The sequence below is a fragment of the Synechococcus sp. PROS-9-1 genome (assembly GCF_014279775.1).
Classification (GTDB): Bacteria; Cyanobacteriota; Cyanobacteriia; order PCC-6307; family Cyanobiaceae; genus Synechococcus_C.
Window position 1 is genome coordinate 43146 of sequence record NZ_CP047961.1, and the last position, 19030, is coordinate 62175.

The 19030-nt window shown below is 57.7% G+C and carries 19 protein-coding genes; 8 read left to right on the forward strand and 11 right to left on the reverse strand.

What is annotated here, in order from left to right:
* Nucleotides 1–54: 54 nt before the first annotated feature.
* The 5 genes from cbiD to mrdA all read left to right on the forward strand — a co-directional run bounded on the left by cbiD (nucleotide 55) and on the right by mrdA (nucleotide 5754).
* Nucleotides 55–1230, forward strand: coding sequence for a cobalt-precorrin-5B (C(1))-methyltransferase CbiD (gene cbiD / locus SynPROS91_RS00235; protein WP_186519247.1), 1176 nt, complete (start codon nucleotides 55–57; stop codon nucleotides 1228–1230).
* 48 nt (nucleotides 1231–1278) lie between these two features.
* Complete coding sequence (gene guaA, locus SynPROS91_RS00240; protein ID WP_186517366.1) at nucleotides 1279–2865, forward strand: glutamine-hydrolyzing GMP synthase; 1587 nt, start codon at nucleotides 1279–1281, stop codon at nucleotides 2863–2865.
* Between the two features lie 65 nt (nucleotides 2866–2930).
* On the forward strand, nucleotides 2931–3542 hold the full coding sequence (locus tag SynPROS91_RS00245; RefSeq protein WP_186517368.1) for a hypothetical protein: 612 nt from the start codon (nucleotides 2931–2933) through the stop codon (nucleotides 3540–3542).
* A gap of 14 nt (nucleotides 3543–3556) precedes the next feature.
* Nucleotides 3557–3952 carry a hypothetical protein gene (locus tag SynPROS91_RS00250; protein ID WP_186517370.1) on the forward strand — a complete coding sequence of 132 codons (396 nt, stop codon included), beginning with the start codon at nucleotides 3557–3559 and terminating at the stop codon, nucleotides 3950–3952.
* Between the two features lie 5 nt (nucleotides 3953–3957).
* On the forward strand, nucleotides 3958–5754 hold the full coding sequence (mrdA, locus tag SynPROS91_RS00255; RefSeq protein WP_186517372.1) for a penicillin-binding protein 2: 1797 nt from the start codon (nucleotides 3958–3960) through the stop codon (nucleotides 5752–5754).
* Between the two features lie 10 nt (nucleotides 5755–5764).
* On the opposite strand, the gene SynPROS91_RS00260 is transcribed toward mrdA, so the two are convergent.
* The 4 genes from SynPROS91_RS00260 to SynPROS91_RS00275 form a co-directional block, all read right to left on the reverse strand.
* Nucleotides 5765–6910: a glycosyltransferase family 1 protein gene (locus tag SynPROS91_RS00260; RefSeq protein WP_186519249.1), complete on the reverse strand. Its 1146-nt coding sequence runs from the start codon at nucleotides 6908–6910 to the stop codon at nucleotides 5765–5767.
* A 13-nt stretch (nucleotides 6911–6923) separates the two neighbouring features.
* The gene (locus tag SynPROS91_RS00265) at nucleotides 6924–8120 is read right to left on the reverse strand and encodes an NAD-dependent epimerase/dehydratase family protein (protein WP_186517373.1); all 1197 of its coding nucleotides are present in this window, start codon (nucleotides 8118–8120) and stop codon (nucleotides 6924–6926) included.
* A gap of 58 nt (nucleotides 8121–8178) precedes the next feature.
* The gene (gene psb34, locus SynPROS91_RS00270; RefSeq protein WP_186517375.1) at nucleotides 8179–8346 is read right to left on the reverse strand and encodes a photosystem II assembly protein Psb34; all 168 of its coding nucleotides are present in this window, start codon (nucleotides 8344–8346) and stop codon (nucleotides 8179–8181) included.
* Between the two features lie 133 nt (nucleotides 8347–8479).
* Nucleotides 8480–9292 carry a thiazole synthase gene (locus tag SynPROS91_RS00275; protein ID WP_186517377.1) on the reverse strand — a complete coding sequence of 271 codons (813 nt, stop codon included), beginning with the start codon at nucleotides 9290–9292 and terminating at the stop codon, nucleotides 8480–8482.
* 93 nt (nucleotides 9293–9385) lie between these two features.
* On the opposite strand from SynPROS91_RS00275, the gene SynPROS91_RS00280 reads away from it, so the two are divergent.
* On the forward strand, nucleotides 9386–9907 hold the full coding sequence (locus SynPROS91_RS00280) for a hypothetical protein (RefSeq protein WP_186517379.1): 522 nt from the start codon (nucleotides 9386–9388) through the stop codon (nucleotides 9905–9907).
* On the opposite strand, the gene SynPROS91_RS00285 is transcribed toward SynPROS91_RS00280, so the two are convergent.
* The 3 genes from SynPROS91_RS00285 to rpmI form a co-directional block, all read right to left on the reverse strand.
* The gene (locus SynPROS91_RS00285) at nucleotides 9875–10453 is read right to left on the reverse strand and encodes a hypothetical protein (protein ID WP_186517381.1); all 579 of its coding nucleotides are present in this window, start codon (nucleotides 10451–10453) and stop codon (nucleotides 9875–9877) included. The two genes, SynPROS91_RS00280 and SynPROS91_RS00285, sit on opposite strands and share 33 nt — an antisense overlap.
* 36 nt (nucleotides 10454–10489) lie before the next feature.
* Entirely contained in the window at nucleotides 10490–10837 is a 348-nt protein-coding gene (rplT, locus tag SynPROS91_RS00290) for a 50S ribosomal protein L20 (protein ID WP_006855011.1), read from the reverse strand.
* A 72-nt stretch (nucleotides 10838–10909) separates the two neighbouring features.
* On the reverse strand, nucleotides 10910–11107 hold the full coding sequence (gene rpmI, locus SynPROS91_RS00295; RefSeq protein WP_186519251.1) for a 50S ribosomal protein L35: 198 nt from the start codon (nucleotides 11105–11107) through the stop codon (nucleotides 10910–10912).
* Nucleotides 11108–11183: 76 nt separating this feature from the next.
* On the opposite strand from rpmI, the gene SynPROS91_RS00300 reads away from it, so the two are divergent.
* Entirely contained in the window at nucleotides 11184–12797 is a 1614-nt protein-coding gene (locus tag SynPROS91_RS00300; RefSeq protein WP_186517383.1) for a SpoIID/LytB domain-containing protein, read from the forward strand.
* A 6-nt stretch (nucleotides 12798–12803) separates the two neighbouring features.
* Entirely contained in the window at nucleotides 12804–14207 is a 1404-nt protein-coding gene (locus SynPROS91_RS00305; RefSeq protein WP_186517385.1) for a glycosyltransferase family 2 protein, read from the forward strand.
* A 20-nt stretch (nucleotides 14208–14227) separates the two neighbouring features.
* On the opposite strand, the gene SynPROS91_RS00310 is transcribed toward SynPROS91_RS00305, so the two are convergent.
* The 4 genes from SynPROS91_RS00310 to clpP all read right to left on the reverse strand — a co-directional run bounded on the left by SynPROS91_RS00310 (nucleotide 14228) and on the right by clpP (nucleotide 18988).
* Nucleotides 14228–16123, reverse strand: coding sequence for a DNA polymerase III subunit gamma/tau (locus SynPROS91_RS00310; RefSeq protein ID WP_186517387.1), 1896 nt, complete (start codon nucleotides 16121–16123; stop codon nucleotides 14228–14230).
* 23 nt (nucleotides 16124–16146) lie between these two features.
* Nucleotides 16147–16842, reverse strand: a complete 696-nt coding sequence (locus SynPROS91_RS00315) for a lecithin retinol acyltransferase family protein (RefSeq protein ID WP_186517389.1) — start codon at nucleotides 16840–16842, stop codon at nucleotides 16147–16149.
* Nucleotides 16843–16854: 12 nt separating this feature from the next.
* On the reverse strand, nucleotides 16855–18210 hold the full coding sequence (gene clpX / locus SynPROS91_RS00320) for an ATP-dependent protease ATP-binding subunit ClpX (protein WP_186517391.1): 1356 nt from the start codon (nucleotides 18208–18210) through the stop codon (nucleotides 16855–16857).
* 88 nt (nucleotides 18211–18298) lie between these two features.
* The gene (gene clpP / locus SynPROS91_RS00325) at nucleotides 18299–18988 is read right to left on the reverse strand and encodes an ATP-dependent Clp endopeptidase proteolytic subunit ClpP (RefSeq protein ID WP_186517393.1); all 690 of its coding nucleotides are present in this window, start codon (nucleotides 18986–18988) and stop codon (nucleotides 18299–18301) included.
* Nucleotides 18989–19030: the final 42 nt, after the last annotated feature.

Genomic DNA, 19030 nt, shown 5'->3' on the forward strand with positions numbered 1-19030 from the left:
GTCCGGAAGAGCGCCAATCGTTCATTCTAAAAAACGATCCGCTTGCAATTCGGTATCACTCAATCCCTCACAGATGCTTTCCAAGGGCTGACTCTCCCCGTCTGGGTTGCCGCCGCAGCTCGTGCGGCTACGCAAGTGCTGTGTGGTCAGACCGCTGAAAATCCACAATCGCTGCAGATTCCAGGTCGCGATCAGCCGCTAAATGTGCCGATTCAGTCTTCAGCGCCCTTGCTGGCGGGTGAGCAGGCGCTGGCGATCAGTCGTTGCGATCCAGGTCCAGGGCTGGATCTCACGCGAGATTTAGAAATTTGGATTCAGGCGCGATGGAGTGAACCGGAAACAGGTTGGTTGGAGATCGTGCCGGGGGAGGGACTCGGCAGACAGGGGAGTGCAGGTGATCTTTGCGCGTCTGACTTCGCTCGCCGTTTGCTTGAGGCCAATCTGCGCGACCTGGTTCCTCCTGGTCGATGTTTGCAGTTGGAAGTTGTGTTTCCGCTTGGCCGCGAGCTGGCCCAGCGCACGAGTAATGCAGCGTTTGGCGTGGTGGATGGCTTGGCCTTAATCGGCACGCAAGCTGAGGTGCAGTCGAGTGCATCGCCGGATCAGCTGCGCGCCAGCCTTGATGCTCTTCAGGCGATTGCGGGAGCAGCCGATTTCGGCGGAGCTCTCACCCTGGTGATTGGTGAGAACGGGTTGGATCTCGCTCATCAGCTGGGTCTTGCTGATCAACAGCCTTTGTTGAAGGCAGGGAACTGGATTGGACCTTTGCTTGTGGCCAGTGCGGAAGCGGGTGTGAGCAATCTGCTGTTGCTCGGCTATCACGGAAAGCTGGTCAAATTGGCTGGCGGGATCTTCCATACCCATCACCATTTGGCAGATGGTCGCTTAGAGGTTCTTGCGGCGATTGCCCTGCAGCAGGGACTCGGTGTTGATCTGATCAAAGAGCTGCTGGGTTGTGCGTCGATGGAATCAGCGCTTCAAGAGCTTCAGAAGCACGATTGCACCGAGGCTGATCGGGTCTGGCAAGCGATTGCACAGGCGGTTGAACTGCGAAGCGAGGCTTACCTAAAGCGGTATGGCAGCTGGCCTATGCGGGTCGGTGCGGCATTGTTTGATCGCCAACGCCAGCTGCGCTGGACCGGATTGACAGGACACTCGCTTCTCGCCCGCTGCGGACTTGGCATTCATTCGGAAGGGGAAGAAGCCGGTTTTGATCCTTCTCTACGCTGAAGGAACTGAAGGTTTGGAAGGCCGTTCTTTTGACGGTCCTAGTGCGGTATGTCATCAGTCCAGAGCGAAGGTCAGCGCAAACCGGCCATCGTCATTCTTGATTTCGGTTCCCAGTACTCGGAACTGATTGCACGCCGAGTGCGCGAGACGGAGGTGTTCTCGCTGGTGTTGGGCTACAGCACCAGCGCTGAAGAATTACGGGCTTTGTCTCCCCGTGGAATCATCCTCAGCGGAGGCCCAAGTTCGGTCTATGCCGATGAGGCCCCCCTCTGCGATCCAGCAATTTGGGATCTGGGCATCCCTGTGCTGGGGGTCTGCTACGGCATGCAGTTGATGGTTCAGCAGCTTGGTGGTCAGGTGGTGGCAGCCACGGGTAAGGCCGAATACGGCAAGGCTCCGCTCGTGGTGGATGACCCCACTGAACTGCTTACGAATGTGGAGAGTGGTTCCACGATGTGGATGAGTCACGGTGATTCCGTGGAGGCCTTGCCCGAGGGCTTCGTGCGTTTGGCTCATACAGCGAATACGCCTGAGGCGGCGATTGCGAATCAGAGTCGACGTTTATATGGCACTCAATTTCATCCTGAGGTGGTGCATTCCAGCGGTGGAATGGTGATGATTCGCAATTTTGTTTATCACATCTGCGGTTGCGAACCGGATTGGACCACTGAGACTTTTATCGATGAAGCTGTCGCCAACGTGCGTGAACAGGTTGGTAAAAAGCGGGTGCTGCTTGCCCTATCAGGAGGCGTAGATTCTTCAACCCTTGCTTTTTTATTGAAGAAAGCGATTGGAGATCAACTCACCTGCATGTTTATCGATCAAGGCTTTATGCGCAAAGGCGAGCCTGAATTCCTGATGGAGTTCTTTGATCGCAAATTTAATATTCACGTGGAGTACATCAATGCTCGAGAACGGTTTATCAAGAAGCTCGATGGCATTACGGATCCAGAGGAGAAGCGCAAAATCATCGGTACGGAATTTATCCGTGTATTTGAAGAGGAAAGTCGCCGTCTTGGCCCCTTTGATTACTTAGCCCAGGGCACGTTGTATCCAGATGTGATTGAAAGCGCTGGCACCAACGTGGACCCCAAAACCGGCGAGCGTGTGGCTGTGAAGATCAAGAGCCATCACAACGTTGGGGGGCTTCCTAAGGATCTGCGTTTCAAGTTGGTGGAGCCCTTACGCAAACTGTTTAAGGATGAAGTTCGCAAGGTGGGCCGAACGCTTGGGTTGCCCGAGGAGATCGTGAGTCGTCATCCTTTTCCTGGCCCTGGACTGGCCATTCGCATCTTGGGCGAAGTCACGGAGGAAAAGCTTGATTGTTTGCGTGATGCTGATCTGATTGTGCGCGAGGAGGTAAATGCGGCAGGGCTGTATCACGACATTTGGCAGGCGTTTGCAGTGCTTCTTCCCGTGCGCTCCGTGGGTGTGATGGGCGATAAGCGCACCTATGCCTGGCCGATCGTGCTGCGCTGTGTGTCGAGTGAGGACGGCATGACCGCCGATTGGTCGAGGCTTCCCTACGACCTGATGGAAACGATTTCTAATCGGATCGTGAATGAGGTGAAAGGAGTGAATCGCGTGGTGATGGACATCACCAGTAAGCCTCCGGGAACGATTGAGTGGGAATGAGCCTGTTTGAGGGGCTGGTGGATGGGCCTCAGCGTCGATATCCTTAGCGCCCGGCATCAATCCCCTTGACCGCTGCTCAAGAGCAGGACCTCCAGCTTCAGCGCCGTCTTCAGCAAGACAGCATTCTGTTGGCAGGGAAAACGATCTATATCAACCCCTTCTTGTATTGGCGTCGCTTCGACAGCAATACGGATCGTTGGTTGCGCGAACCGGGCCAGCTCCCGGAAGAGCAGATTGCCGTGAATCGCAGTCGCTTTTATCCCGAGCTCGACTGGACCTTGCTCAAAGATTCCGATCGGGAGATCAAGGATGGAGCCGTGGAGATGTTCCTCAAAAGCATGGAGCTGATTGGGACGTTTCATCCTGAGCTCAGCTCCGGACATCTGCTTGAGGTGGAGCGCAAGATGGCGATCACCAAGAAGCGATCGTTCGAGCGTTGGGTGGAGAAGTCGTACCGGCGACGCGCTAAGCAGGAAGCGTGGGAGCGACGTCGCTTTGATCGTGATCGTTTTTGGCGCTCGTGGGGGGAATGGCTTGCCTTAGAAGCCACCCATCACGCCTTGGCCCCAGCGGTGGCGTTGTTGGTGCTCACAGGTGTGGGGGGTTGGTGGCTTGGGTCATCTCATTCAAGTTGTCCAACACTTTTGCCTCCTCCGCAGCAGACTGGAGTGCGCTGAGTTCGGGTCTGCTCATGGCTGACAAGCAACCGTTTGACACCCTGAGACTGGCGTTAATGCAGGACGTGTTGCCTGTGGGGCTCGCCTTAGTGGAGCGGGTCCGTACTGGAGGCCCCGGCAAGGCGGTGGAATCGTTCACCTCAGGCGGGTCGGATCCTTTGCGTGAGTTGCGCGATGAAGGTGAGCCGGCAGCGAAGGGTGTGCGTGAACGACTCGATCAAGTGAGTCCTGGGCTCGGCAATCCAGTCATGCCGGTGCAGGTGGCTGTGGAGGAGCCTTCAGATGAGGTGGTTGACGTCCTAGAAGAAGGCCGTTCACCAGAACAGGAAGAACAGCAGTTAGGCGAGGTTCTCTCGAGGATTACCCAGCGGCTTCAGGCCTTGGAAGCTCAGTTAGAGCAAGAGAGCTAAAGGGCATGACCCGCTCCGCCTCTTCCCAAAAGGATGCTCAGCGTCAAAGCGGATTGCGCCAGCAGCCCCTGGTCTTGTTCGGATTGGTGCTGTTGTTTTGCAGCGCCATGGTTGCTCGCCTGGTGTGGCTCCAGGTGTTGGAGGGCCCTCGCTACAGGCAGTTGGCGGATGAAAACCGCATTCGACTCGTACCCAGATCGCCAACGCGTGGCCGTCTGCTTGATCGCAAAGGACGGGTCTTGGCCTCCAGCAAGCTCACCTATTCCTTGTATGTGGAGCCGCGCTTGGTGGATGACGCGGCCTGGCCGGAGTTGCGCGATCGCCTTGCCAGGCTTCTGGATCTGAACCCGTTGACGCTGGATCGTCGCCGCCAGTCGGGGCCGGATCGGAATGGTTACCGCATCAATTTGGCCAGCGAACTCAGCTCCGAGCAGGTGCTTCGTTTCCGCGAGCAGTCCCTCGGACTGCAGGGAGCCCAAGTGGACGTGGATATTCTTCGCGCCTATCCCCACGGAACGCTCGCAGCCCATACCCTCGGATACACCCAGCCGATCACTGAGCAGGAATACAAAGCACTGGCTGATCGGGGTTACAAGATTCGCGATCGAATTGGTCGCATCGGCGTCGAGGCGGCCTACGAGTCGCATTTACGTGGCAAGTGGGGCGGGCAAATGCTCGAAGTGAATGCCATGGGTGAGGTGCAGAGGCACCTAGGTGATCGACCATCGGTGGCAGGAAAAGACCTCACGCTCACGCTCGATCTTGATCTTCAGAAGACGGCTGAGCAGGCGTTGGCTGATAAACCTGGCGGCGCAATCGTGGCGATGGACCCTCGCAACGGAGCGATCCTGGCCCTTGCGAGCAACCCGAATTTTGACCCCAACTTTTTCTCGAAACTTGTCACCACTCAGAAGGAGTACGACGCACTGTTTTCCAATCCCAAAAAGCCGCTGCTGAGCCGTGCCATGAATGCCTATGACCCTGGAAGCACTTGGAAGCCCGTGACGGCAATGGCAGGGATGGCGTCGGGCAAGTTTCCTCCTGAGGTCAAGTTGAACACCACCGCCTGCATCACCTACGGCGGTCATTGTTTTCCTGATCACAATGGCGCTGGGTTTGGACGGATTGGCTACGCCGATGCCCTGCGTTTCTCTAGCAACACCTTTTTCTATCAAGTGGGTGTGGGTTCGGGTTCGCTCGCTCTCAAGAAAGCGGCCACGCAACTGGGTTTTGGGCGTAAGACAGGGATTGAGATCGGTTGGGAGGAAAACGTGGGTCTCGTAGGAGATGAAGATTGGGCGAAGGATGGCCGCGGCTGGGCGGAGCCTGGTTCCACTCCTTGGATCCCTGAGGACATGGCCTCTGCTTCGATTGGCCAGTCGGTGGTGCAGATTACCCCTCTGCAATTGGCACGGGCGTATTGCGTGTTTGCCAATGGTGGTTGGCTGGTCACCCCCCATCTGGCAGATCAAGGCTTGGATTGGACCGCTCCATCGCGGCGCTCCAAGCTGCCGATCAAGCCATCAACCCTGGCCAAGATCCGTGAAGGCTTGCGCAAGGTGGTGGAGGATGGCACCGGCTACGGCCTGAACGGTGAGGGGATTCCTCCTTCGGCTGGCAAGACCGGTACAGCGGAGGACAGCACGGGCGGCCCAGATCATGCCTGGTTTGCCAGTTATGCCCCTTACCCGAATGGAGAGATCGTTGTGGTGGCCTTTGCTCAGAACACCCCTGGGGGTGGCTCAGTGCATGCGCTACCGATGGCTAAGAAAGTGATTGAGGTGTGGAACCGCAATCGCTAACAGACTTGACTTAGGCCGCTGAGCTGATGTCTGAGGAGAGCACCTGACGGTAATAGCCCCGTAGTTGCTCCGTTGCCCCGGCCCAGCCCCAACGTTCTGCTTCTGAGCGGGCGGCATTGCGGAGGGCTTGACGCTCGAGGTCATTACCAAGCAGCTTGCCGGTGGCTTCGATCAAGCTTCCTGCTCCCGCATCGGCTCCGTCCGGTTCATAGAGACAACCGTTCACACCGTCGCTAATGATGTCCGGGATACCGCCGCGATTGGCGCCCACCACGGGGCAGCCAGCGGCCATCGCCTCGAGCAACACAAGGCCAAGGGTTTCGGTGCTGGAGGGGAAGAGGAAGGCATCACCGCTGGCATAGGCCCCAGCGAGTTCTTCGCCAGCCAGATAACCCACAAAGGTGGTGGCTGTTCCCTCGAAATGCTTCTCCAGTTGCTGCCGGTGGGGGCCATCGCCTACCAGCGCCAGTCGCGCATCGGGCAAGGCTTCCAGCACCGGACGGATCCGTTCGATCTGCTTTTCTGCGGAGAGCCGACCCACATACAGCAGAAGCTCTCCGCGGTCGTCGTATTCACCAAGCAAGCGTTGACGGAGTTCTGGGCTACGCAACTCAGGCCGGAACATCTCCGTATCGACGCCCCGCTGCCATAGCGCGGTGTGCTGGATGCCCTTATCGCTGAGCTCTTGCACCATCGCGGTGGAGGTGCAGAGATTCAGCACAGCTTGGTTATGAGCCGCTTTTAGGAGCTCCCACAACAAGGGTTCGAGCATGCCCATGCCGTAGTGCTCGAGATACTTCGGCAGGTGTGTGTGATAGCTGGCGATCAGGGGGATGGATTTGGTCTTGGCGAGCCAGATGCCTCCCAATCCCAGAACCGCTGGGTTCACCACGTGGATCAGGTCTGGCTGGAAGGCATCGATGGCCTCGGAGACAGCTGGACGCGGTAAGGCCAGCTTCAGCTCTGGGTAGAGCGGCAAGGGCATGGCAGGAACGCCCACCACCTTCGCCCCCATGTAGTTGCTGGGTGCGCCTTCCGGACAAAACACCACCACCTCATCTCCCGCATCCACCAAATGCTTCACCGTTTTGGTGAGCCGGGTGACGATGCCGTCGACTTTGGGGAGGAAGGTTTCTGTAAAGAAGGCGATTTTCAAGGGTTCGTCCCGATCAGGAGGCGTTGCCAATGGCTTGGGCCTGCGTCTTGGTCCAGGCCGACGTGCAGAGGATGCGATTGCGGTCGCAGCGATCGGCGTATTTCGTCGCAATTTCTACGACTTCTTTGAGAAGGCCGTCATCAAGGGTGGTGGGTTTAAGCCCAAGCTCGATGAAGCAGCGGTTGTCCACGATCAGATCGTTTTCAACGGCTTCATTGCGGGGGTTCGGAAGATTGTTGACCTGAGCGCCTGTCAGCGCAGCCACCTTGTTGGCGAGTTCGCCCACTTGGTGGCTCTCGGTCATTTGGTTGAAGATCTTGACACGTTCGCCTTTCTCTGGCCGGTTTTCGAGCGCGAGCTGCACGCAACGCACCGAGTCACGGATGTGAATGAAAGCCCGGGTTTGACCGCCCGTGCCATGCACGGTGAGGGGATATCCGATCGCTGCTTGCATCAGGAACCGGTTTAGAACCGTTCCGTAGTCACCGTCGTAATCAAAGCGGTTGGTGAGACGCGGATCACGATCCGTGGCCTCGGTGTTGGTGCCCCAAACAATCCCTTGGTGAAGGTCGGTAATTCTGACCTTGTCGTTCTTGTTGTAGTACAGGAACAGCAACTGATCGAGCGTCTTGGTCATGTGATAAACGCTGCCAGGACTGGCCGGATGAAGAATTTCCTCTTCAAAACGGCTGCCGTCAGGCTGGGGCACTTCCACCTTGAGGTAGCCCTCAGGAATGGTGGCGCCACGGTGGGAGCCATAGCCGTACACACCCATGGTGCCGAGGTGCACCACGTGGATGTCTTGGCCAGACTCGACGATCGCGGCCAGCAGGTTGTGGGTGCCGTTCACGTTGTTGTCAACGGTGTAGCGCTTGGTGGCGCTGCTCTTCATGGAATAGGGCGCAGCGCGCTGTTCGGCGAAGTGCACGATCGCATCGGGCTTCTCTTCGATGATGAGATCGAGGAGCCGTTGGTATTCGTGGGCGATATCCATGTGGATGAATCGCATGGGCTTGCCGCCAATGCTTTCCCACACGTTGAGACGTTCACCGATGCTCGTGATCGGCGTTAACGACTCCACCTCAAGGTCGATATCGATCTTGCGACGGCTGAGGTTGTCCACGATCAAAACATCGTGATCTTGGTCAGCCAAATTCACCGCACAAGGCCAGCCGCAGAAGCCGTCACCACCTAAAACGAGAACTTTCACCCCAAACTCCTGCTGAAGCGAGCAAGCCGCTGATTTCTGGCAAGCTACTACAGGCTTTTTAGCTGACGGCTACGGACAGAGCCATAAGGGCGATCACAAGCACTGCGCCAGAGATGATCAGGAGCCGAGACCCGTTGCTGAGAGAGGCTTCATCGCTGATGACTTCCATACGAGGTTCCTTCGCGAAGGCGTTGAGGCGACCGCCATCTTCTTGGGTGACCTGCATGGAATGAGTTGCAACTGAACGGGACCTTATGGAGTTGATCGTTGTTGCGCTCGTGCTCCTTCATGTTCCTTTACTCCCCGAGATCTGCTGTTACGTCGAGGTGATGAACGTTTTGGTGTGAGGATTGTTGTTGCTAGGTGTTGATGCGTCCACTGGTGGGGGAGCTCGGAGAGGCTTCTGCACGGGATGGCAATCGGCCAGCGAGCAAAGATTGGCGTCCTGCCTGCACGGCGGAGGCCATCGCTTCTGCCATGAGAGGAGGTTGTCCAGCGAGGGCGATGGCGCTGTTGATGAGAACGGCATCAGCGCCCATCTCCATCGCCTGGGCTGCATCACTTGGTACGCCGATTCCCGCATCCACCACCACCGGCACCCTGGCGTTCTCAATGATCAGACCAATGTTGGCGGCATTGCGCAAGCCCTGACCTGATCCAATGGGGGATCCCAGCGGCATCACGGTGGCGCAGCCCGCCTCTTCCAAACGCTTAGCCAGGAGTGGGTCGGCATTGATGTAGGGGAGCACTGTGAAGCCCTCCTTCACCAGCATTTCTGCCGCTTCCAATGTGCCAAAGGGGTCGGGCAGCAAATGACGACTGTCTGGAATGACCTCCAATTTCACAAAGTTGTTGTTGTCTTGACCGGCCAGCTTCGCGAGCTCCCTGCCGAGCCGGGCTACCCGTACGGCCTCTTCCGCGTTAATGCACCCCGCCGTATTGGGAAGCATCCAGATTCGAGACCAGTCAATTGCTTCCATCAGGCCTGCATGCCCCTCAGCGACCGCCTGAACCCGCCGCACGGCAACCGTGACCATCTCGCAGCCTGAGCGCTGCAGGCTGTGCTGCATGGCCTCCAGGCTTGGGTATTTGCCTGTTCCCGTGATCAGCCTGCTATGGAAGCTGCGCCCTCCGATTTGAAGTGCATCGTCGTGAGAGTGGGTCGGATCCATAAGGGTCAGTTGCGGTTTGGTTGGAGAACCGGATCGTGATGCGGTCAAGCAGGCCGCAACCGCTCTACCGTGCGTCCATCATCCATTCCGTGCATGCCCGTTCCTCCCGTCATCGACATACCGGTTGAGATTCAGGCACCATTTGAGTCTTCCCAATCGTTTGATAGTTCACAACTTGCGATTCCTCTCGAACTTGAGGGATCGGTTGAAAGTTTTGATCCTGTCGCCCGCGCGGCTGACTTAGCAGCCACTCTGCCTCGCGAGTGGTGCGGAAATTACACCTCATTTACGTCCAATTCCACCGTGGATGTGGAATTGACTTTGACCCGTTTGAAGCCAATGGGCCAGATGGTGGATTTACGCGGTGAGATGCGTATTGGTTCAATCTCTACGCCTGTTCAGGGCAATCTCAATGCCAAGTCGGATCAGCTTGACCTTTTGCCTCTGTCTCCTGAGCTCACCAATGACTTGGAAATTGGCGGGAGATTTTTAGGCTTACAGGACTTTTCGTTGGCTGGATGGGACGCTCCAAGGCTGACCAACTCAGGCGGACGTCTTGACCTCTCGCGCAGCTGCGCTGTTTCAGAATCCGCGCCCATCCGGGCCCTTTGGTGAAGCTTGGTTTGAGGAGGTTTTTCCTTTTGCAGCGGAGCGTTCCAAGCGATTTAATCGCTTGCGAGCTGTTTTATTTTTAGGGTCAAGAACGAGTGCTTGGCGATAGAGGTCACAGGCTTCCTCATTCTCTAGGAGGCGTTCTTGGGCAAAAGCGAGATTATTAATCGCCACTGGATAATCCTCTTTCGCTCGTAGTGCCGCTTTGTAGTGGCGTACGGCAGTCGTGAAATCTTTTTCAGCTGCTAGCGCATAGCCCAAGGCATTTTCGATGAGTGCGCGCGCTTCATTGGGCTCGTCGTTGAGCCTTTTAACGGCCTGGCGCAACGTCACAATCGCCTGTGGGTACAGGCGCTTGCGCAATTGAACAGACGCCAGCTCATACAAAGCACCTGCGTCCTTGGAGGACGCGACCTTCGCTTGCTCCATCTTGAGCAGGCTTTGTTCGTCGCGACGAACACGTAAAAATTGGCGACCGCCGACAACAGCGACGATCGCCAAGAGGCCAATCAGGCCCAATAGATAGGTCTGAGGCAGGAAAGCATTCATGTCAGACCCAAGAAACGTCCCGATTGGGACTGATCATTAACCCTGAGTGGCATTCACGACGTTGGCGAAACTCGCAGGATCGACAACAGCCATTTGAGCCAACATTTTGCGGTTGATCCGCACGTCAGCTTTCTTGAGGCCACCAATCAAACGGCTATAGCTCACGCCATTCATCCGTGCTGCAGCATTGATCCGTGCAATCCAAAGACGGCGGAAATCACGCTTGCGACGACGACGATCGCGGTAGGCATTACAAAGCGCCTTCATGACGCGTTGATTTGCCGTACGGAACAGTGTTCCGTTGCTGCCGCGGAAGCCACGGGCTAAGCGAAGAATTTTATTGCGGCGTTTACGGGCAACATTGCCTCTCTTGACGCGAGCCATGAATCAGATGTGGAGAAATTGAGGGAAAAATGTCCTGCGTGGCTAAGCACCTGGCAAGACTCAGGCCTGAGCTCAGGCGTAGGGCATCATCAGCGTGACGCGTTCTTCGTCGGTGCGATCCACCACAGCCTTGGTCTTCAAATGACGCTTCTGTTTCGGCGATTTGTGATCGAGAAGGTGATTATGAAAGGCGCGGCGACGCATGAACTTGCCAGTGCCTGTTGCTTTGAACCGCTTGGCGGCTGATTTGCGGGTCTTGAGCTTGGGCATTGGTCTGGCTGCACGCGGCATGATCAACAACCATAGAACGTTGCCTTCCTTAAAGCCAATCATTTCAAGTCCCTTCATGCTGAATGACGTTGCAGCGAATGTGGTCTTGAATCCTCCCTTTGGCTGGCTGAAACACCGGGTTGTGGTGCCGTTGGCGTTGGTGAGTGCGATCGCTTGCAGCTGCCGCGCTCAAGAAGCGACCCTCGAACCTGCCCCTCCTGCCGTTGTGACCCATCGATCGGTGCCATTGCCGCCCAAGGCCAATGCAGCGCCTTTATGGGTGGCACTGGACGATCACCTCGGCCGCGGCACCACCGCGCAACGTTCCGGGGCCTTGCTCACCTTGAACAGTGCTGGCCAGCAGTCACTGAGATTGAGCGATAGATCCGGAACCGAGGTTGCCGAGGCCAGGTCGCTGCGCCTCAGCTGGCGACTTGCCCCTTTGGCTGCACCTGTGGAGATTGCACGCCAGATTGCTGGTCCCTTCGCCAGTTTTGAATCAGCGGAACGGATTGCGAGGAGCTGGCGTGATCAAGGAGTGGTCGCGCGCGTGGCCCATCCCGGCGACTGGGAGGTGTGGGCACCCATTGATGCTGAGCCGCTCGATGGGGTCTCGGTGCGGACTTGGTTGCGCACGCTGAAAACGGAGATAAAAATCGTCTTGGAGGCCCCCTCGGGTGGACGAACCCTGCAGGGACCGCTGATGCTGGAGTCTCCTAATGGTCTGCTCTGGCAGGGAGGCGTTCTGCGCGGCCCGTTTCGTCTTCAGCCGGACGCCTATGGCAGTTGGACCTTGCTGGAGCAAGTTCCGCTTGAGCGTTATTTAGAGGGGGTGGTTCCCCATGAAATCGGCGCTGGATCTCCTGCGGCGGCACTTGAGGCTCAGGCGGTGTTGGCGCGCACCTGGGCCCTGGCGAATCGCCATCGGTTTGCGATCGATGGCTATCACCTATGTAGTGATACGCAGTGCCAGGTGTACAGCGATCCCCGTCAGGCCAGTGCTGGGGTGCGTCAGGCGATTGCTGCGACGTCCGGACAGGTGTTGGCTTGGAAGGGCGAGCCGATTCACGCTTGGTATCACGCCAGCAACGGTGGGGTGATGGCTGGAGGAGAAGAGGCCTGGGAGATGGACTCCCTTCCTTATGTTCAGGCCCGTGCCGATGGTTCAGCGGCATGGATCAAAGGAATGGCGTTGCCGCTACAGGACGCCTCCTCTGTGCGTGGCTTGCTCGCGCGCGGCGATGCTGCCTATGGCACGAATCACCCTCGTTTTCGTTGGTCGCGCACGTATAGCGCTGCCCAAGTGGCCCAGGCTTTACGTGCTGCTGGTTTGTCTGCTGGTGTCCCAAGTGCCCTCAGAGTGCAGAAGAGGGGAGCGAGTGGCAGGGTGCTGGCCCTCGACATCGAGATGACGGCTGACGGGGAGGCGGTCATGTTGCGGTTGGATGGCATCCGTCGCACCCTGCGTCGCCTGCCCAGCACCTTGTTTGTGATTGAGACACTTGGGCCCGATCGATGGCGTTTTAACGGTGGAGGATTTGGTCATGGAGTGGGCCTCTCGCAAGCCGGTGCCATCGATTTGGCGGCTCGTGGTTGGAGCTTTGAACGGATTCTCAGTCACTACTATCCGGGGACAACATTGACCACGGTCCAGCCGCTTTCAAGCTCTGATACCGGTCAGGCCCCTTAAAGTCCGATGAATTCGAACGGTGAGAGGGTGTTGGCCGCAGGGACAGGCGATCGCCGACGCGGTAAGACAGCCTTGTTTTTGGTGGCTTGCGGTTGCGCTGGAGCAGCACCCCATTGGCTTGATCCCTCCAGGAGTCTCATCCCTTCACTCACGCTTGCGCTCGTGCTCGGTGGGTACTCGCTCAGCACAACGCTGCGAGGCTCTGACGCGAGCGCTATGCCCGCGAACAGCACCCCTGCAAAAGATGGGGATGGGACCTCAAGCCCTGAGGCGTCCTTGGCTGCGGACCCCGCCGTCATCGAGAGCCTTGCCTCTTGGCCCAACGTGGATGTGGTGGTGGCGGCTAGGGATGAAGAGGCCGTCGTGGCACGTTTAATGGAACGCCTGGGAGCGCTTCGCTATCCAGCTGACCAACTCACCACCTGGATCGTTGATGACGGCAGCGAAGACAAAACACCAGATCTGCTCGATGAACTGAAGCCTCAGTACCCCAACCTGAACGTGATTCGCCGGCAGCGCAATGCAGGTGGAGGGAAGTCTGGTGCGTTGAATGCTGCGTTGGCTCAAAGCAGTGGGGAGTGGATTCTCGTGCTGGATGCCGATGGTCAGATCAGTGACGACCAGCTGGAACGCTTGATTCCTATCGCCGTGATGGGTGATTGGTCTGGGGTGCAGATGCGCAAAGCGGTAACGAACGCTGACACCAACCTGTTGACACGCGTCCAGGCGATGGAGATGGCGTTTGATGCGCTGATTCAGCAGGGGCGGCTGTTGGGTGGAGGGGTGTCTGAACTTCGTGGCAACGGGCAGTTGCTGCGTCGTGATGTGTTGGAAGCCTGCGGTGGCTTCAACGAAGACACGGTCACAGATGACTTGGACCTTAGTTTTCGTTTTTTGCTCCAGGGTGCTCGCACAACGCTGCTTTGGAATCCACCGGTGCGAGAAGAAGCGGTGGAGACCATTTCGGCGCTTTGGAAGCAGCGACAACGTTGGGCGGAAGGAGGGTTGCAGCGCTTCTTTGATTACTGGCCGGGGTTGTTATCCAATCGCTTAACGGTCGGCCAGAGACGCGACCTGGCTTGTTTTTTCTTGCTTCAGTACGTCCTCCCTGTGCTCTCCTTTGCAGACTTGGTCACCAGTGTCTTAACGCGAACCTCACCGGTGTACTGGCCCTTGTCGATCGTGGCGTTTGGCGTGTCAGGCGTGGCCTATTGGAGAGGGTGCCGCCGCTTCAGTGAAGGCCCTGCCCTACCTCAACCCAATCCATTCTCATTGCTGTTGGGTATTGCCTATCTCAGCCATTGGTTCGTTGTAATTCCCTGGGTCACGCTGCGGATGGCGGTGCTTCCTAAGCGATTGGTTTGGGCAAAAACCAGCCATCGCGGGACTGAGGAGACGGTCAAAGCCTGAGCATTGATGGTTGAAACGGTTTAGTCATGGTCCAGATCCACATCCATGACCTGACCGTTAAAAAAGTCGGCAAAGCGCTTCACTTTTTCATCCATGATCGAAGGGGGATTCACGTCCGCTGCTGGCGGAGGAGGAGTTGGCGAACCCATGGATGGGGAGCCCGGCTTAGAGACCTCTTCTGAAATGAGGGTGGGCGCCGCGACTGGCGATGGAGCTGCTGGTTTCGGTTGTGACGGCGTCGGTTGTAACGGCGTCGGTAGAGAAGGCGTTGGATCTGTGATGGGTGTGGGTGGTGTTGATTGCGGTGTGGCGGCGGTGGATGGCGTTGAGGCCATCGGGGCTGCACCACCGTGGTTTTCCAAGACCAGTTGTCGGTTTCCACCAATGGAACGTTTGATGGCTTGCTCCAGCAAGCTGGCCCGGCTTTGGACCATGCCCATCCAATTTCCAGCCACCTGCACCACAGCGCGATGGGGATCGAGTCGTACCAATTGCGCCTGCTGTGACAGCAGCATTCGGGTGGAGGGGAGCTCGAGGCTGGCGAGAATCTGTTGCCATAGTTCCGGCAGATTTTGGCTGTCAGGGGCAGGTTCTTGCGCTGATGGTGGCGTCGGAGCAGGCTCTGAGCTGACGACCGGTTGGGGACTCGTGTTGGGAAGGCTGATGGGTGGTGCTTGTGCTTCAGCTGCTGGAGCTGTGCTGACTAGCGCCGGTGTGCTGATGGCTGGAGGATTGATGGCTGCTTGGGGACTGACTGTCGGAGCGCTGTTTGATGGCCTGCTGGCCAGTGCTGCAGAACTGGGTTTTGCAACGGGGAGCTCGGCGTCAGCAAGGAGGCCCAGCAGCAATACTTCAAGCCACAACCTTGGTTGCACGCTTTGACGCAGTTGCTGTTCGCTGCCCTTGAGTTGTGCCTGCCAGTGCAGAAGTCGCTGACGGCCTAGGCGTTGAGCGAGTGCAGGCAACTGCTCACGAAATTGTGGTGATACCCCGGTGAGCTCTGGACGGTTCGGTGCAACAGCCATCAACACCAGGTCGCGCAAAATGCCCGCCAACCCCTGCAGTACAGCCCCGGGATCCCGGCCACGATCCAGCAGGCGTCGGCTCGCCTCAAGCAGCGTGAGCGGCTCTCCCTCTGCAAGCGCTTCAGCGAGGTTGAGAAGCTCTTGCTCTGGGACCGCTCCCAACAGATCCCAAACCGCATCCGCTTTGATCGGTCCCGGAAGGAGACTGAGCTGATCGAGAAGGCTTTCTGCATCGCGCAACCCTCCCTGGGCACGCTGGGCCACCACATGCAGCGCCTCTGGTTGGATTGGAATCGACTCCTGTTCGGCAATCCAGGCCAGGTGCGAGTTCAAAGCCTCGAGTGGAATGCGCCTGAAGTCAAAGCGCTGGCAGCGGCTCAGGATCGTGGGCAGCACCCTTTGTGGGTCGGTCGTGGCTAACACGAACACCACCTGCGGCGGTGGCTCTTCCAGGGTTTTGAGCAGCGCGTTAAACGCGGCTGTGGAGAGCATGTGGCACTCATCCACCACGTACACCTTCCAGCGCGCCTGCACAGGGGCGAATCGGGAGCGTTCGATCAGATCGCGAATGTTGTCAACACCGGTGTTGGAGGCGGCATCGATCTCGATCACATCAAGTGCGGTGCCTCGCGCAATCGTGGTGCAGAGCTCACAAGTCCCGCAGGGCTGGGGTGTTGGGCCGTCGTGGCTGAGGCAATTGAGTGAGCGCGCCAGGATCCTGGCGCTGGAGGTTTTGCCGGTCCCGCGTGGGCCGCTAAACAGATAGGCCGGTGCGATTCGCCCGGAGGTAAGGGCATGGCCGAGTGTGGCGGCAATCGCCTCCTGACCCACCAGCTGATCAAACCGTTGAGGACGGTATTTGTGATGCAGCGGCTGATAGGCCTGACTCATGCACTACCCGCGAGATCTTGAGGCTACTCAGCTTGATCGCTGATGGAAGGCCCATGTTGCTCGTTGAGCAAATCGCTGATGCGTTGCTCGAGCTCTTCCACGGCTGCGAGTTCATCGGCGAGGCTTTGCCCAGCTTTGAGCAGCTTTCTGCTCTGTTCTCCATAGCGATTGCTGGCGCCATTGTTAGGGCCGCCGCGGATCCAGCCCTCTGCTTGCTCAAGCGTGCTTTCTAGTTGGTTGAGCAAGCTTTGACGGAGTTTTTTCAGCTGCAATAGGCCGCGGCGTGCGCGATCTCGGGATTGTTCATTCACCAACCCCCGCTTAAGGAGCAATCGCAGTCCTGTGAGAAGCGCAGCGGGCATCAGCTGGCCTATGGCCAAAGCACCGAGGCTGGTGCTGTGCAGGAAGCTCTCCACTTGCCCGCTCTGATGCCGGCCGGTTTTGCACCAGCTGGCGAAATGTTCGCAGTTGTTGAACAGCAGGTTGTAGCGCTGTTCGCCGATGCGGCTCATCGCTCGACGCAGCGTGACCCCTGCTGGAGATGGATGGTCATGCTCCACAACGCTGGTCTCTAACCCGCGTTTGAACTCCTCAAACGGACTGCGCAGAATTTCTCGGCCCTCGAGGTAATGGGCGATGGTTCCATCACCCAGATCGATGCCGTGATGCAGAAACAGGCCGTGCTGGCGCGGGACTGAAAGATGGTCAGCGGCGGCCATTCAGAGTGACGTTCAAGCCGACTCCTTGTGCTGCTTGGTGTCGGGGAGGGGCAGCACTTTGCCACCGGTGTGTTCTTCGACCATGGCTTTGGTGATCGTGAAGGCTGTCACGGTCTGATCGGAGGGCAGCTCGTACATCAGATCAAGCATCAACTCCTCAACGATTCCGCGCAGGGCTCGAGCGCCGGTTTTGCGGCGGTGAGCTTCTTTAGCAATCGCCTCAACGGCCTGGGATTCGAAGTCCAGTTGCACGTTGTCCATGCTCAAGAGAGTGCTGAATTGCTTCACCAGGGCGTCACGTGGTTCCGTGAGGATCGATTCGAGTGCGCTCTCGTCTAATGGCTCGAGCACGGCGCTCACAGGCATGCGCCCAATGAACTCTGGGATGAGGCCGTACTTGACCAGATCATCGGGTTCGAGATGACGGAGCACCTGGGCGGCTTGGATATCGCGGGTGGCGCGGTTGCGACCCCGTCCATCGTTGGGCACAAAGCCGATGGCATTGCGGCCCATGCGCTTTTGCACCACGTCGTCTAGGCCGACGAAGGCTCCACCACAAATGAACAGGATTTGGCTCGTATCGATCTGGATGCAGTCCTGATAGGGATGCTTGCGGCCGCCCTGAGGAGGCACGTTGGCCACGGTGCCCTCCAGCATTTTCAGAAGGGCCTGTTGAACGCCTTCCCCAGACACGTCGCGCGTGATCGAGGGGTTTTCGCTTTTGCGCGCAATTTTGTCGATTTCATCGATGTAGATGATCCCCCGTTGGGCCTGCTCCACATCCATATCGGCTTTCTGCAGGAGCCGCAGCAGGATGTTTTCAACGTCTTCTCCGACGTAGCCAGCCTCTGTGAGGGTGGTGGCATCGGCAACGGCGAAGGGCACATCGAGCATTTCCGCCAGGGTTTGAGCCAGCAGTGTTTTGCCGCAGCCGGTTGGACCAATCAGCAGGATGTTGCTCTTGTGCAGGCGGGTGGCCGTTTGGGCGGCTTCACCTTGGCCATCGCCCTGCCATGCCAAGCGTTTGTAGTGGTTGTAAACGGCAACAGCCATCACCTTCTTGGCCGCTTCTTGACCGACGACTTGTTCGTCTAGGAAGCCTTTGATTTCGTGAGGCTTGGGGATCGTGGCAAGAGTTGGAGCAGGTTTGCTGGTTTTGCTAGTGCCGCCTGCAGCAGTTTTTTTGGAGGGTTCGCCACCGTGACGGGGATTGCCCTGAGCGTCGATCAGCTCTTCGTCAAGAATCTCGTTGCAGAGATCGATGCACTCATCACAGATGTAGACCCCAGGACCCGCGATCAGTTTGCGCACTTGCTCCTGGGACTTTCCGCAGAAAGAGCACTTCAGATGGGCGTCAAATTTGGCCATCGGGCTCTGGACACATCAAACGGGAAGACAGAACCGGTCGGAGTGGGATCGGACTGGATACGCAGGATCGTGGGGAATATGGGCTATGTCAGCCCCCCGTAATGATTCCTTCGCCTCCGAGATTGTCCACAACGCGATCGATCAATCCGTATTCAACCGCTTCTGCTGGAGAAAGGAAGTAGTCCCGTTCAGTGTCTTCGGTGATTTTGGCGAGCGGTTGGCCGGTATGCTCCGCCATCAGACCGTTCAGGGTTTCCTTAAGAAATAAAATTTCCTGCGCCATGATTTCGATGTCTACGGCTTGACCTTGGGCACCGCCTAAGGGTTGGTGGATCATGATCCGGGCATTCGGGAGCGCTAAGCGTTTGCCTTTGCAGCCTCCGCTCAGCAGGAATGCTCCCATCGAGGCAGCGAGGCCGTAGCAGATGGTGACAACGTCTGGTGCCACCTGCTGCATGGTGTCGTAGATCGCCAAACCTGCAGTAATCGAGCCGCCCGGTGAATTGATGTACACCTGAATGTCTTTTTCAGGGTCTTCCGCTTCTAGAAAAAGCAGTTGAGCAACCAGAGCATCCGCCACCTGGTCGTTCACGTCGGTGCCGAGAAAGATGATTCTCTCCCTGAGCAGACGGGAATAAATATCAAAGGAGCGTTCACCTCGTCCGGACTGCTCCACCACCGTGGGAACCCCTGGAGAGGCAAACGGGGCGTGAGCCGAGACGGGAAGGGTTCCTCGCCAGCGGTTTTCGATTGGGTGGTGGCTGCGGGCGTTGATCACGCGGCGGCGGGCGGGAGGACAGATGAATGCAATCTATGGGCG

Bases quoted from the DNA above. Each gene is read 5' to 3' on its own strand.
- SynPROS91_RS00300 (WP_186517383.1), top strand. From the start codon at position 11,184: ATGCTGAATGACGTTGCAGCGAATGTGGTCTTGAATCCTCCCTTTGGC.
- guaA (WP_186517366.1), top strand. From the start codon at position 1,279: ATGTCATCAGTCCAGAGCGAAGGTCAGCGCAAACCGGCCATCGTCATT.
- clpX (WP_186517391.1), bottom strand. From the start codon at position 18,210: ATGGCCAAATTTGACGCCCATCTGAAGTGCTCTTTCTGCGGAAAGTCC.
- SynPROS91_RS00310 (WP_186517387.1), bottom strand. From the start codon at position 16,123: ATGAGTCAGGCCTATCAGCCGCTGCATCACAAATACCGTCCTCAACGG.
- mrdA (WP_186517372.1), top strand. From the start codon at position 3,958: ATGACCCGCTCCGCCTCTTCCCAAAAGGATGCTCAGCGTCAAAGCGGA.
- psb34 (WP_186517375.1), bottom strand. From the start codon at position 8,346: ATGCAGGTCACCCAAGAAGATGGCGGTCGCCTCAACGCCTTCGCGAAG.
- SynPROS91_RS00285 (WP_186517381.1), bottom strand. From the start codon at position 10,453: ATGAATGCTTTCCTGCCTCAGACCTATCTATTGGGCCTGATTGGCCTC.
- SynPROS91_RS00315 (WP_186517389.1), bottom strand. From the start codon at position 16,842: ATGGCCGCCGCTGACCATCTTTCAGTCCCGCGCCAGCACGGCCTGTTT.
- SynPROS91_RS00250 (WP_186517370.1), top strand. From the start codon at position 3,557: ATGGCTGACAAGCAACCGTTTGACACCCTGAGACTGGCGTTAATGCAG.
- SynPROS91_RS00305 (WP_186517385.1), top strand. From the start codon at position 12,804: ATGAATTCGAACGGTGAGAGGGTGTTGGCCGCAGGGACAGGCGATCGC.
- SynPROS91_RS00280 (WP_186517379.1), top strand. From the start codon at position 9,386: ATGCCCGTTCCTCCCGTCATCGACATACCGGTTGAGATTCAGGCACCA.
- rplT (WP_006855011.1), bottom strand. From the start codon at position 10,837: ATGGCTCGCGTCAAGAGAGGCAATGTTGCCCGTAAACGCCGCAATAAA.
- rpmI (WP_186519251.1), bottom strand. From the start codon at position 11,107: ATGCCCAAGCTCAAGACCCGCAAATCAGCCGCCAAGCGGTTCAAAGCA.
- SynPROS91_RS00275 (WP_186517377.1), bottom strand. From the start codon at position 9,292: ATGGATCCGACCCACTCTCACGACGATGCACTTCAAATCGGAGGGCGC.